Raw genomic sequence first — 13,864 nt, 5'->3', positions numbered from 1 at the left:
GACCCATGAGAAGGCTCGGTGCTCTGCTCGCCGTGGCGGGCGCGGTTCTGGTGCTGTTGATCGGCGGGGCCGGGACGGCCTCCGCGCACGCCGCGCTGGTCTCCACCGACCCGGCTGCCAACACGGTGCTGCCCGCCGCCCCGGCGGCCGTCACGCTGACCTTCAGCGAGGGCGTCTCGCTCTCGCCGGACTCGGTCCGGGTGCTCGGCCCCGACGGAGCGTCGGTGGACAGCGGGGCCCCCGGCCACGTGGACGGCAAGGCCGCCACCGCCCGGGTCGGCCTCAAGGGCGGCCTGGCGAACGGCACCTACACCGTCGCCTGGCGGGCCGTCTCCGAGGACTCGCACCCGATCGGCGGCGCCTTCGTCTTCTCGATCGGCGCCCCCTCCGCCACCACCGTCTCCGCCACCGCACTGCAGAACGCCGAGGCCGACTCCACGGTCGCGTTCTTCTACGGCACCGGCCGGGCCGTCGCGTACGGCGCCTTCGCCCTGCTGGCCGGGGCGGCCGCGTTCGTGCTGGTCTGCTGGCCCGCCGGGGTCGCGGTGCGGGCGGTGCAGCGGCTGCTGATGACCGGTTGGGTCGCGCTGCTGGTCTCGACCGTCGGGGTGCTGCTGCTGCGCGGCCCGTACGAGCGGGGCACCGGGATCGGGCAGGCGCTGGACCTCTCGCTGGTGCGCGCCACGCTGGACGAGCGGATCGGCACCGCGCTCTCGGTGCGGCTGCTGCTGCTCGCCGCCGCCGGGGTCTTCCTCTCGCTGCTGGTGGGGCAGTTGGGCCAGGCCCGGCCGGCCGTGCCGACGGCGGGGGCGGCCGACGGCTCCGGACCGACGGGGGACGCGGAGGAGGACGAGCTGCGGCGGCTGGAGCGCAAGGCCGCCGAACGTCCGCTCCGGGACGCCCGGTTGGGCCTCGGGGTGGCCGGGCTGGTGCTCGCGGTGGCGCTCTCGGCCACCTGGGCCGGGGCTGACCACGCCTCGGTCGGCGAGCAGGTCTGGCTGGCGCTGCCCAGCGCGATGGTGCACCTGCTGGCGATGGCGCTCTGGCTGGGCGGGCTGGTGGCCCTGCTGATCGGCCTGCGGGCCGGGGTCGGGACGCGCGCGGTCGAGCTCTTCTCACGGCTGGCCTTCTGGTCGGTCGCGGCGCTGGTGGCCACCGGGCTGTACCAGTCCTGGCGCGGGCTGGGCGGCTGGGCCGCGCTGGTGGACACCGAGTACGGGCGGCTGCTGCTGGTGAAGACCGGCGTGGTGGTCGCGATGGTCGGCGTGGCGTGGTTCTCCCGGGGGTGGGTGGCGCGGCTGCGGGCCGAGCCGGACGCCGCGGAAGGCATGGAGGCTGCGGAGGGCACGGAGGTCACGGAGCGGGACGGGGTCAAGGCGGAGGTCGAGGCCGGGCGGGTCGAGGTGCGCGAGGGCGTGGGCCCCAAGGGCGGCGGCCGGGCTGCGGGCGGCGCCGGGGGTTCCGGTGCGGACCCGGGCGAGGAGGACCCGGTGCGGGCCGCGCAGTTGGCGCTGCAGCGGGCCGCGCGGGCCGAGGCGACGGAGCGTCAGGAGCGGGACGGCTCCCCCGCCCGGGCCGGGCTGCGGCGCTCGGTACTGGTGGAGGCCGCCGTGGCGGTCGCCGTGCTGGTGGTCACCACCATGCTGACCAACACCCCGCCCGGCAAGGTCGCCGAGGCGGTGGCCGCCTCCCCCGGTGGCGGCAGCTCCGCCGCACCGGGCACGGGCGACCGCAACCCGGTCCGGGACGGCACGGTGCCGGGCAGGACCGTGGAGCTCAAGCTCCCGTACGACACCGGCGGCCGCACCCCCAACGCCAAGGGCACCGCCACCGTCACGCTCAACCCCGCCGGGGTCGGGCTCAACGCGACCACGCTGACCCTGACCGACACCGCCGGGCAGCCGGTCGAGGTGCCCGAGGTCCAGCTGGCCGTCACCCTGCCGGACCGCGACCTCGGCCCGCTGCCGGTGGCCCTGCAGTCCGGCGGCCCCGGCAAGTGGACCGGGCAGGCCCAACTCCCGCTGGCGGGCAACTGGGTGGTGTCGGTGACCGTGCGGTCCTCCGACATCGACCAGGTGACCGAGGTGAAACCCCTGAAGATCGGCTGAGCACCATGAGCGCGTCCCCTCTCTCCCGCCGTGCCGTCCTGGGCGGCGTCGGAGCCGCCGGGCTGACCGTCGGTGTGGCCGGCGGCGCCCTGGGCCGGCAGGCCCTGGCCGACTCCCCCGCCGGGGCTCCGGCGGCCCTGGGCCGGGCCGCCGTCCCGTTCTTCGGGCCGAGGCAGGCCGGGATCACCGAACCGGGCCAGGCCCGGGTGCAGTTGGCCGCCTTCGACCTGGCCCCGGGCACGGGCCGGGACGGGCTGCGGCAGCTGCTGCGGCAGTGGTCGGCGACCGCCGCGCGGTTGGCCCGGGGGGAGACGGCCGAGTCGGCGGAGAACCAGATCGCGCTGGACGCCGGGCCGTGCGGGCTGACCTTCACCTTCGGCTTCGGGGCCGCGCTCTTCGAGAAGACCGGTCTGACGGACCGTCGGCCGGCCGCGCTGGCCCCGCTGCCGGCCTTCCCCGAGGACGCGATCGACCCGGCGCGGAGCGAGGGCGACCTCTGGGTGCAGATCGGGGCGGACGACGCGCTGGTGGTGTTCCACGCCTTCCGGGTGCTGCAGCGGCAGGCGGCGGGGGTGGCGGTCCTCCGGTGGCAGATGGCGGGCTTCAGCCGGACGCCCGGGGCCACCGAGCGGCCGATGACGCCGCGGAACCTGATGGGCCAGATCGACGGAACCGGGAACCCCAAGGCGGGTGAGGCCGGGTTCGAGGAGAAGGTGTTCGCGGGCGGGGCGGACTGGATGCGGGGCGGGACGTACGCGGTGGTGCGGCGGATCCGGATGCTGCTGGACAACTGGGAGAGCCTGCCGACGGACCGTCAGGAGCGGGTGATCGGACGGCGGAAGTCGGACGGCGGCCCGCTCTCGGGCGGGGGCGAGCACACGCCGGTGGACCTCACCGCCACCGGGCCGGACGGGGGGTTGCTGATCCCCGCCGACGCGCACGTGCGGGTGGCGGCGCCCTCCGCGAACGGCGGTGCCGCCATGCTGCGGCGGGGGTTCTCCTACGCGGACGGGGTCACGGCGGACGGGTCGCCGGACGCGGGGCTGCTCTTCGTCGCGTACCAGGCCGATCCGCTGCGGGGGTTCGTCCCGGTACAGCGGAAGTTGGCCCGGGGGGACGGGCTCTCGCGGTTCCTGCGGCACGAGAGTTCGGGGCTGTACGCGGTGCCGCCCGGCGCACCCGAAGGCGGGTACGTCGGGCAGCAACTCCTGGAGGGCTGACGTCGGGCGCGACGCTCAGTTGCAGCGGCCCAGGGGCGCGAGGAACTGCGCGCTGGGGAACGGCAGCACGTGCAACTGGCTCGCCTGCCCCGACCTCACGCTGGGCCGCCTTCCGCTTCGCGCAGTTCCTCGCGCCCCTCAACGTGTAACCAATCTCCCTGGGAGAGCGGTGGAGGCGAGGGCGAGGAGGACGACCGCTCCGGCGAGGGGGAGGGCGAGGGTCGGGGGGACGTAGGGGGTGCCGCCGGTGAGGCCGCGGGCGATGGGGGTGAGGGTGGCCCAGGCGATGGCGGTGCCGATCAGGAGGCCGGCCGAGGCGACCAGGAGGCCCTCCCAGCGGAGCATGCCGCGGATCTGGCGGCGGGTGGAGCCGGCCAGCCGGAGGAGGGTGAGCTCGCGGCGGCGGTCCAGGACGGTCATCACCAGGGTGTTGGCCGCGGCGACGGCCGCGAAGCCGCCGAGCACCGCGGCCATCACGGAGTTGGCCCAGCCGCTGGCCTCGCGGTCGCGGTCGGCCTGGGCGCCGTGCTCGGCCGCGTCGGTCACGGTGACCGCGCCGAGGCCGGCCAACTCCCGTGCCACGGCGGCGCGGTCGGCACCGTCGGCGGCCCGGACCAGCAGCCGGCCGTCGTAGCCGGTGGTGACGTGGGCGGCCAGGTCGGCGCGGGGCAGGACGGCCTCGCCGAGGCCGAGGCCGCGGTCGTAGGTGGCCACCACGAGCGGCTCCACCGGGGTGCCGTCGCCGAGCCAGAGGGCGGCGTGCTGACCGACCGTCACGCCGAGGTCCTCGGCCAGGCCGGCGGCCAGCGCGACCGTGCCGGGGCGGGCCAGGCCGGACAGGTCGCCGTCGCGCACGCCGAGGTCGAGCACCCGAGCGTAGGCCGCCGGGTCGCCGGAGATGCCCAGGGCGGTGGCGGTGGCCGGGGTGTCGCCGGAGCGGTGGGCGACCGCGGTGTCGAGGATGCCGACCGCCGCGCCGACGCCGGGCAGGCGGGCCGCCCGGGCCACGGTGTCCGGGGACAGCCCCGGGCCGGCGGAGGTGACCACGTGGTCGGCGACCAGGCCGCGGCGGGCCTGCTCGCCCGCGGCGTGGGTGAGGGTGCTCTGCAGGAAGAGCAGGGTGCCGCAGAAGGCGGTGACCATCACGATCGGGGTGATCGCCGAGGCCAGTCGGCGGGCGTTGGCCCGGGTGTTGTCGGCGGCCAGCGAGGCGGCCGCGCCGCGCAGGCGCAGCGGCCAGCCGAGGACGGCGGCGGCGGCCCGGGCCAGCAGGGGGCCGAGCAGGCCGACCGCCAGCAGCAGGCACATCACCACGCCCAGCGCGGTGTTGGCGGCGTCGGAGCCGCCGAGGTTCGCCGCGACGCCCGCCAGGGCGAGGCCGCCGGCCAGGGCCAGCGCGCCGAACAGGGTGCGGACCTTGCCGAGCCCGGGGCGCTCGGCCGCGGACTCGCTGAGCGCCAGTCCGGGCCGCAGCTTGGCCGGGCGGCGGGCGGCCAGCCAGCCGCCCAGCAGGGCGGAGAGCAGTCCGGTGCCGACCGCGGCCAGCACCGGGATCGGGCCGGTGTTCAGCGCCACGCCCTCGGCCACCATGCCGCGCTCCGTCATCTGCCCGAACCACCAGCGGGCCAGGCCCAGCCCGGGCAGCACGGCCAGGGCTCCCGCGACCGGCGCCAGCAGCGCGGCCTCGGTGGCCACCGTGCGGCGGATCTGGCCCGGGGTGGCGCCGACCGCGCGCAGCAGGGCGAACTCGCGGGACCGCTGGTTGGTGGCCAGGGCGACGGTGCCGAGCACCACGAAGACCGCCGTCAGGGCGGTGATGCCGCCGAAGGAGCCACCGAGGGCGGTGAGCATCTCCCGGGTGTTGGCGAGCTGCGGCTGCTCGGCGGTGGCGCGGTCGTCCCCGGTCAGCACCTGGGCGCCGGCGGCCACCGTCCGTACCCGGTCGGCGAGTTCGGCGGTGCTGACGCCGGGCTTCGGCTGCACCGCGATGACGTCCACCCGGCCCAGATGGCCGGCGGCGCGGGCCGCCTCGGCCGGGTCGAGCCAGAGGCCGGTACGGCTCGGCAGGGTGCCGGTGACCAGGTAACTCCGGGGGCCGGAGGGGGTGTTGAGGGTGACCCGGTCGCCGGTGCGGTACGGGGTGTCCGCACCGGCCGCGAGCTCGGCGGCGGCGGGGGCGCGGCCCTGCAGGCCGTCGGCACCGGTCAGGGCGGTGGCGGTGGACGGGCCGGCCGTGGTGGTGACCGGGAAGGAGAGCTCGGGGACGGCCGAGGCCACGCCCGGAAGGGCGGCGATCCTGCCGGCCAACTCCAGCTCCACCCTTGCCCTTTCGGGCAGCGTGATGCGGGTGGTCTCGGGCTTCTCGCCGGGGACCGGGGCCACGGTGACCTCGGCCGAGGCCCGGTTCGCCACCACGACCGGGGCTCCGGCGTACTTCACCGGCGGGAGGGAGGCGGTCAGGCCGGTCTGGAGCAGGACGCCGCAGGCGATGGTGACGACGGCGCCGAACAGCAGCGCGACGAAGCTGCCGACGAAGGCCGCCGGACGGGCCCGCACCGAGGCGGCGGCCAGGCCGAGGGCGCTCATGCCGCCACCGCCGAACCGGCGTGGGTGGCACGGGCGGTGAGGCGCAGCAGGTGGTCGGAGACGGTCTGCGGGTCGGGGCGCTCCAGGGCGGAGACCAGCAGGCCGTCGGCGAGGAAGAGCACCCGGTCCGCGTGCGAGGCCGCGACCGGGTCGTGGGTGACCATCACCACGGTGGCGCCCAGTTCGTCCACCGCCCGGCGGAGCAGGCCCAGCACCTCGTGCGCGGTCCGGGCGTCCAGGGCGCCGGTCGGCTCGTCCGCGAAGACCACCTCCGGGTCGGTGACCAGCGCGCGGGCGATGGCCACCCGCTGCTGCTGGCCGCCGGAGAGCTCGTGCGGGCGGCGGCCGCCGTGCTCCGGCAGGCCGACCCGGGCGAGGAGTTCGTCGGCCCGGCGGCGGTCCTGGCGGGCGCCGGCCAGGCGCTGCGGGAGCAGGACGTTCTGACGGACGGTCAGGGAGGGGAGCAGGTTGAAGGACTGGAAGACGAAGCCGATGCGGCTGCGGCGCAGCCGGGTCAGCTTGTTCTCGCCGAGGGTGGCCAGGTCGGTGCCGCCGAGGAGCACCTGGCCGGCGTCCGGGCGGTCGAGGCCGGCGGCGCACTGCAGGAAGGTGCTCTTGCCCGAGCCGGACGGGCCCATCACCGCGGTGAAGCCGCCCCGGGGCAGCACCAGGTCGATGCCGCGCAGGGCCTGCACGGAGCCGTAGCGGCGCTGTACGCCGCGCAGTTCGACGGCGGCGGGGTGGGCTTGCTGGACGGCCATCGGGGTCCTTCCGGGGCGGGATCTTCGGCATCTCCCAACCTAGGAACGACGGGCTCCGGGAACCATGGAGTCCCCTGGCGTCCCCGGGGTGGGGATAACCCCCGGTGGGAATCGGCCACGCCGCCGGGGGCGCGAGGAACTGCGCGGGTCGGAAGGCGGCGCAGCGGCAACTGAACCGCCGTCAGCCAGTTGCCGGTGCTGCCGTTCCCCCTCGCGCAGTTCCTCGCGCCCCTGGGGCCTTCGGCCCGGGGCGCAGCCCGGGCTTGTCCGCTGACCACTCGGCGGACGGGTCGGTGGGGGTGCGTGGGACTGGCTAAGGTGGGTCGGTCTGGCTGTTGCGATGCGTTCGGAGGCGGTATGTCGGCGACCCGGTACACCTACCTGGGCCCCGAGGGGACGTTCACCGAGGCGGCGCTGCGGACGCTGCCGGAGGCGGCGACCCGGGAGCTGGTGCCGTTGGCCTCGGTGCCGGCGGTGCTGGACGCGGTGCGGGCCGGGGAGGCGAGCGGGGCGTTCGTGCCGGTGGAGAACTCGGTGGAGGGCGCCGTCACGGCGACCAGCGACGAACTCGCCAACGGCGGGCCGCTGATGATCTACCGCGAGGTGCTGCTGCCGATCTCCTTCGCCCTGTTGGTGCGCCCCGGCACGGCGCTGGAGGACATCAAGACGGTGACCAGTCACCCGGTGGCCCAGCCGCAGGTGCGCAAGTGGCTGGCGGCGAACCTGCCGGACGCCCGCTGGGAGTCGGCGGCCTCGAACGCGGACGGCGCGCGGCTGGTCCAGGAGGGCCGGTTCGACGGTGCGTTCGCCGGTGAGTTCGCGGCGCCGATCTACCAGTTGGAGCCGCTGGTCACCGACATCCACGACGCGGCCAACGCGACCACCCGGTTCGTGCTGGTGGGCCGGCCCGGACGGGTCTCCTCACCGACCGGGGCGGACAAGACCTCGATGGTGGTCTGGCTGCCGGACGACCACCCGGGCGCGCTGCTGGAGCTGCTCCAGGAGTTCGCCGTGCGCGGGATCAACCTGATGCGGATCGAGTCCCGGCCGACCGGTGAGGGGCTCGGGCAGTACTGCTTCCTGATCGACTGCGAGGGGCACCTGAGCGAGCGCCGGGTGAGCGAGGCGCTGATGGGCCTGCGGCGGATCTGTCCGCAGGTGCGCTTCCTCGGCTCCTATCCGCGGGCGGACCACGGGGCGCCGACCGCACTCCGGCCGGGCACCTCGGACCAGGATTTCAGCGCCGCCGCCGACTGGCTCTCGCGCTGCCTGGACGGACGCGGCGAACTCTGAGTCCGTTCTCCGGAGCCTTCGCCCGGAACTGATCCGAGCCGACCGCTTTCGACCGTTCAGGTCCCATTTCCGACACGCGGAGCCCTTCACCCGCGCGGTGCAGTGCGGGCTCCCGACCGTCGCCCGCCCCGCCGGGGCGGGCGGCCTGCTTCGTCCACAGGCCCCCGGGGGCCGTCCACAGGCGGCCCTCCACCGAGTTATCCACAGCCCTGGGGACGAGTCGACAAACCGGCATATCCACTGCGGGAGCTGGTCAGATCATCTGCTTCTCGGTCGGAGCCGACTAATCGGACCAGAGTCACCCCCGATCCCGCAAATCACCCGGCCGAGTGGGTAAATTCCCTTACCCGTGTGGGCGTATCGAGGTTTCAAACCTCAATTCCTTGGCGGATCGCCACCACAACCGTCACTTCCGACTCGTCCACAGGTCCGCCGCCGGACCTGTGGACAGCGGGCCCGGGAGCGGTTCTCCACAGTGGTTATCCACAGGCTCGGGGGAGTTATCCCCAGCCACTCGACACAGTCCACAGCCCGACCTGACACGTGCGCGGGGGCACAGTGCCACAAAAGCGGACATAAATCCATGGACCGGACAGTGTCCGACACCGGCGAAACCCGTTCCGGACGGAACCCCCCACCCCGGTAGGCTGGGCCCCGTGATTGACCTTCGCCTGCTCCGTGAGGACCCTGACCGAGTGCGCGCCTCGCAGCGCGTCCGTGGAGAGGACGTCGACCTGGTCGACTCCCTCCTCGCAGCCGACGAGCGGCGCCGCTCCTCCTCCACGCGCTTCGACGAGCTGCGCAGTGAGCAGAAGACCCTGGGCAAGCAGATCCCCAAGGCCCAGGGCGAGGAGAAGGCCGCCCTGCTGAAGCGGACGGGTGAGCTGTCCGCCGAGGTGAAGGCCGCCGAGGCCGAGCTGCGCGAGGCCACCGAGGAGGCCGACCGCCTCGCCCGCGGGCTGGCGAACCTGATCGACCCGGCCGCCCCGGTCGGCGGCGAGGAGGACTTCGTCACCCTCGAGGAGATCGGCACCCCGCGCGACTTCGCGGCCGAGGGCTTCGAGCCCCGCGACCACGTCGAGCTGGGCAAGATCCTCGGTGCGATCGACACCGAGCGCGGGGCCAAGGTGGCCGGTGCGCGCTCCTACTACCTGACCGGCGTCGGCGCGCTGCTGGAGCTCGCCCTGGTCAACATGGCGATCGCGCAGGCCACTTCGGCCGGCTTCATCCCGATGATCACCCCGGCCCTGGTCCGCCCGGCGGCCATGGACGGCACCGGCTTCCTGGGCCAGGCGGCGGAGAACGTCTACTTCCTGGAGGAGGAGGACCGCTACCTGGTCGGCACCTCCGAGGTCCCGCTCGCCGCGTACCACATGGACGAGATCCTCGACGCGGACAAGCTCCCGCTGCGGTACGCCGGTTACTCGTCCTGCTTCCGCCGCGAGGCCGGCACCTACGGCAAGGACACCCGCGGCATCATCCGGGTGCACCAGTTCGAGAAGGTGGAGATGTTCGTCTTCACCACGCCCGAGGACGCCGAGGCCGAGCACCGCCGCCTGCTCCAGTGGGAGAAGGACTTCCTGAACGCGCTGGAGCTGCCCTACCGGGTGATCGACGTCGCCTCCGGCGACCTCGGCTCCTCGGCGGTCCGCAAGTTCGACATCGAGGCCTGGGTGCCGACCCAGGGCAAGTACCGCGAGGTCACCTCGACCTCGAACACCACCGAGTACCAGTCCCGCCGCCTGGCCATCCGCCTGCGCGACGAGAACGGGGTGCGCCCGCTGGCCACCCTGAACGGCACCCTGGTGGCCGTGCCCCGCACCATCGTGGCGCTGCTGGAGAACCACCAGCAGGAGGACGGCTCGGTGGTCGTCCCCGAGGCGCTGCGGCCCTACCTCGGCGGGCGTTCCGTCCTGGAACCCGTCAAGTGACCCCCCTGCCCTACCGCCTGGTCGCGACCGACCTGGACGGCACCCTGCTGAGTTCGGCGGAGACCGTCTCGGAGCGCAACCGCGCCGCGCTGGCCCTGGCCGGCGCGGCCGGGGCGCGGCACATCATCGTGACCGGGCGGGGGGCACGCTGGACCAGGACGGTCTTCGACGAGATCGGCTACACCGGCCTGGCGGTCTGCGCGCAGGGCGCCCAGGTCTACGACGCGGGCGAGCACCGGCTGCTCACCTCGCTCACCCTGGACCGGCGGCTGGCCGCCGCCGCACTGGCCAAGATCGAGGCCGAGATCGGCACCATGGCCGTCGCGGCCAGCCAGGACGGGCTGGACGGCGAGGTGATCACCGGGCCCGGCTACGCGCTGGAGATCGGCACCGGGCTGCCGATCCGCCGGGTGGAGCGGGACGAGCTGCTGGCCGAGCCGGTGAGCAAGCTCTACCTCCAGCACCCGGAGCACACCGACGACGAACTGGCCGCCGCGGCCGAGCGGTTGGCGGGCGACCTGGTGACCATCACGATGGCCGGCCCCGGGGTGGTCGAGATGCTGCCGCTGGGCCTGTCCAAGGCGACCGGCCTCGCGGTGGCCGCGCACCGGCTGGGCGTGAAGGGCTCCGAGACCATCGCCTTCGGCGACATGCCGAACGACGTCCCGATGTTCGGCTGGGCCGGGCACGGGGTGGCCATGGCCAACGCCCACGAGCAGCTGCTGGCGGTGGCCGACGAGGTGACCGCGGGCAACGACGAGGACGGCGTGGCCGTCGTCCTGGAGCGGCTCTACGGCTGACCCGGGATCGGGCCCGCCGGGCCCGTCCGAGGGGCCGTCAGCCCGCCCGAGGGACCGTCAGCAGGGGCCCGGTGCGCACGCGCCGGGCCCCTGACGCGTCGTCAGCCCGGGCTGCCGTAGGTGAGGTCGTCGCAGGCCGGGGCGTCCGCGGAGCGGGCCGCGCCCGAGATGCTGGTGGGCAGCGCGGTCGGGGTGGCGCCGGCGCCGCCGGCGGCCGGGGTGGTGGCGCCGTTGGCCGCGGCGTAGTCCTGGCCGAGCACCAGGTTGATGCCGGCCTTGGTGGAGGACTCCAGGGTGGCCCCGGGGAACAGGTCGGCGACCAGCTGGGCACCGGCCTTCTGGCCCGGGCCGTACTGCACGGTGGTCGTGGTGTGGTTCTGGGTGGAGGCGTTACCGGTGGCGCCGACCGTGAACTTGGAGTCCTTCAGCTTGGTGACCGCGCCGGTGGCCAGCCCGGCGGTGGTGGTGCCGTTGTAGACGTTCACCTTCACGCCGGTGCCCTTGACCGCGGACGGGGCGGCCTGGGTCGGCGAGGGGCTGGGCGAGGGCGCGGCCGGGGCGGGCGAACCGCCGCCCGCGGCGGGTGCGTTGGCGTCCTGGCCGTCCAGCGTGCGGCCGCTCTTCAGGGCGGCCCAGAGGGCGTCCACGTCGGGCTTCTGGAAGGCCACCCGGGAGCCCTCGAAGCGCCACGGCGGGGTGATGAACTGGATGTTCTTGAGGTCGATGTTCTTCATCTGCAGCGCGAAGGAGAGCAGCTTGGCCGGGGAGCCGAGCGCCTCGTCCACGGTGATCGACTTGGTGGCCGCGTCGGCCAGCGGGAGCAGCGTCCCGGCGTCCATGCCCTTGGCCTTGATGTCCTTGATCAGCGAACCCAGGAAGGCCTGCTGGCGCTTCATCCGGCCGATGTCCGAGCCGTCGCCGATGCCGTGCCGGAGCCGGACGTAGTCCAGCGCCTTCTGGCCCGAGACCTTCTGCTCGCCCTTGGGGAAGATCTGCTTGCCCTTGCGGTGCAGGTTCGGGTTGAGGTCGCCCTCGGAGATGGCGTTGGGCAGGCAGACGTTGACGCCGCCGACCGCGTCGGTGATGGCGGCGAAGCCCTGGAAGCTCACCACGATGGTGTGGTCGACCCGCAGGCCGGTGAGCTTCTCCACGGTGTTCTGGGTGCAGGCCGGGTTGCCCTCCTCGGTGCCGCCCACGGAGAAGGCGGAGTTGAACATGACCCCGGCCTCCTCCTTGGTCCACTTCCCGTTCGGGAGCTTGCACTTGGGGCGGGTGACCAGCGCGTCGCGCGGGAAGGAGACGCCGACCGCGTGCTTCCGGTCGGCGTAGACGTGCAGCAGGATCGTGGTGTCGGAGCGCGCGCCGCCCTCCTCGCCGCCGCCCAGGTTGGCGTTGTCGCCGGCCCGCGAGTCGGAGCCGATCAGCAGCACGTTGAGCGGGGTGTTGCCGTTGGCGTCGGGCGCTGCGGCGTCCGGGCGGTCCTCGTTCAGGCCGTCGCTGCCGAAGGTGCTGAGGTTGCCGTTGAACTTCAGGTAGAGCGCGCCGCCGGCGCAGACCACCAGGGCCATCGCCCCGGCCGCGACCAGGGCGACGATCTTCTTCCGGCTGCGCTTGGGAGCCCCCTTGGCCGCGGCGGCCCGGGTCGCGGCCCGGCCGGGCCCGGCCGGCGGCGTACCGTCCTCGGCGCCCGCGCCGCCCTGCGCCGCCAGTGCGGCCGCCTGCTGGGCCCGGCGCGCCTCGGCCCGGCCGCCGGTGGGCTGCCGGGGCACCGGCTCCTGGTCGAGGTAATCCGGCTCGGGCTCCGGGACCGGCCGCTGGGCCCGCTGCGGCGGCGGGACCTGCTGCGGCACCTGCTGGTACTGCTCCTGGTACGGGTCCTGCGGCTGATAGGGCGCCTGCGGCTGCTGGTAGTAGCCCTGCTGCGGGTACTGCGGCTGCTGGTACTGCGGTTGCTGGTACTGCGGTTGCTGCGGGTACGACTGCTGCTGGTACGGGTCCTGGTAGGCCCCCCCGTGAGCGGCGTCGTCGCGCCACCATTCGGCGTGGTCCGGGGACCCCGGCCTCTGGCCAGACATTCGCACACCCTCCACCAGCAGCCAGGTACTACTCCGTCAGCTTCGCCCCGACCTCATACCGCCGTGGAGAGCTTCTGCGGAGCATATAAAGGCAACATTGCGGAGTCACGGGGCGGGCTCCCGATTGCAGGATCCACCAAGCCCCGTGACCCCGATCGGATCAGTCCTCGAAGGCATCCTCGAAGGCGTCCTCGAACGCCTCCTCGACCACTTCGTCCATGAACTCCTCGACCACCAGACCGCCGACCACCCCGACCGCCGCACCCGCCACCAGGCCGCCGCCGAAGCCGTGCCCGCCCCCGTGGCCGTGGCCGTGGGAGTGGCCGTACGAGCCCTTGGCCAGCGCCTCCTGGATCCAGCCGTCCACCAGGCCGGTGAGGTCCTGCCCGGCCACCGCGTGCTCCACCACGTGGTGGTTGACCACGTCGCTGCTCCGGCGGTCGAACTCGAGCACCACCTCGACCCGTTCGGCCGAGGTGATCAGGGTCAGCTCCAGCGCGCCGAACCGGTCCGCGTACTGCGGCGCGGCCAGGTACTCGATCTCCTGGTAGAACGGCAGGCCCTGCGCGGTGCCGTGGATCCGCCCGGCCTCCAGGTCGGCGGAGCGGAAGCGGAAGCCGAGCGCCGTGAAGGCCTCCAGCAGCGCGCGCTGCACCGGCAGCGGCTCCACCCCGAGCGGGTCGGCGTCGCCCTTGTCCCGGGCCCCGGCGATGTCCACCTCGGTCCGCACGCCCAGCGCCATGCCGTGCAGGTGCTGCCCGGCCAGCTCGGTCACCGGGATCTCGTACGGGGCCGCGAAGGAGAACGGGAGCGAGCGCCGCTCGCCCGCCGCCAGGGTGAACGGACCGGTCACCACGTGCCGGGCGAAGCCCGCCAGGCCGTTCGACTCGCCCTCGGAGTGCTCGATCTCCACGCGGGCGACCAGATCGAGCGTGATCGCGTTGACCGCCGCCTCCTGGCTGCCGCCGGTCAGGTGGACCTGACCCTCGATCAGGCCTCCGGGCCGCACCACGGGCGTGGACAGCACCGTGTCGACGGCCGGGCCGCCGACACCGAGGGCACCGAGCAGCTTCTTGAACACCATGGGGCG

The 13,864-nt window shown here is 74.4% G+C and carries 9 protein-coding genes; 5 read left to right on the top strand and 4 right to left on the bottom strand.

The genetic code is table 11. The features are described from left to right. The first annotated feature begins 5 nt into the window (after positions 1-5). The gene (locus tag ACWEPF_RS00200; RefSeq protein ID WP_452170785.1) at positions 6-2,108 is read left to right on the top strand and encodes a FixH family protein; all 2,103 of its coding nucleotides are present in this window, start codon (positions 6-8) and stop codon (positions 2,106-2,108) included. A gap of 5 nt (positions 2,109-2,113) precedes the next feature. Beyond that, the gene (gene efeB, locus ACWEPF_RS00195) at positions 2,114-3,328 is read left to right on the top strand and encodes an iron uptake transporter deferrochelatase/peroxidase subunit (RefSeq protein WP_452170784.1); all 1,215 of its coding nucleotides are present in this window, start codon (positions 2,114-2,116) and stop codon (positions 3,326-3,328) included. A gap of 138 nt (positions 3,329-3,466) precedes the next feature. On the opposite strand, the gene ACWEPF_RS00190 is transcribed toward efeB, so the two are convergent. Continuing rightward, a complete protein-coding gene (locus ACWEPF_RS00190; RefSeq protein ID WP_452170783.1) occupies positions 3,467-5,914 on the bottom strand; it encodes an FtsX-like permease family protein in 2,448 nt (815 codons plus the stop codon). Then, positions 5,911-6,675: an ABC transporter ATP-binding protein gene (locus tag ACWEPF_RS00185; protein WP_345290614.1), complete on the bottom strand. Its 765-nt coding sequence runs from the start codon at positions 6,673-6,675 to the stop codon at positions 5,911-5,913. Before ACWEPF_RS00185 ends, ACWEPF_RS00190 begins: the two co-directional genes overlap by 4 nt. Positions 6,676-7,032: 357 nt before the next feature. Between ACWEPF_RS00185 and pheA the strand changes: the two genes are divergently transcribed. The 3 genes from pheA (at position 7,033) to ACWEPF_RS00170 (ending at position 10,699) form a co-directional block, all read left to right on the top strand. Further along, positions 7,033-7,968: a prephenate dehydratase gene (gene pheA / locus ACWEPF_RS00180; protein WP_452170782.1), complete on the top strand. Its 936-nt coding sequence runs from the start codon at positions 7,033-7,035 to the stop codon at positions 7,966-7,968. 656 nt (positions 7,969-8,624) lie between these two features. Continuing rightward, complete coding sequence (serS, locus tag ACWEPF_RS00175; protein ID WP_345290612.1) at positions 8,625-9,899, top strand: serine--tRNA ligase; 1,275 nt, start codon at positions 8,625-8,627, stop codon at positions 9,897-9,899. Continuing rightward, the gene (locus ACWEPF_RS00170) at positions 9,896-10,699 is read left to right on the top strand and encodes an HAD family hydrolase (protein WP_345290611.1); all 804 of its coding nucleotides are present in this window, start codon (positions 9,896-9,898) and stop codon (positions 10,697-10,699) included. The genes serS and ACWEPF_RS00170 overlap by 4 nt, the downstream gene beginning before the upstream one ends. A gap of 101 nt (positions 10,700-10,800) precedes the next feature. Here ACWEPF_RS00170 and ACWEPF_RS00165 read toward each other — a convergent pair whose 3' ends face one another. Continuing rightward, positions 10,801-12,774 carry an LCP family protein gene (locus tag ACWEPF_RS00165; protein WP_452170781.1) on the bottom strand — a complete coding sequence of 658 codons (1,974 nt, stop codon included), beginning with the start codon at positions 12,772-12,774 and terminating at the stop codon, positions 10,801-10,803. Between the two features lie 160 nt (positions 12,775-12,934). Next, complete coding sequence (locus tag ACWEPF_RS00160) at positions 12,935-13,858, bottom strand: sporulation protein (RefSeq protein WP_452170780.1); 924 nt, start codon at positions 13,856-13,858, stop codon at positions 12,935-12,937. Between the last annotated feature and the right edge of the window lie 6 nt (positions 13,859-13,864).

This window comes from Kitasatospora sp. NPDC004289, from assembly GCF_053602875.1.
Note: the sequence above shows the minus strand (reverse complement) of the source record. Positions and strands in the feature narration are given on the sequence as shown.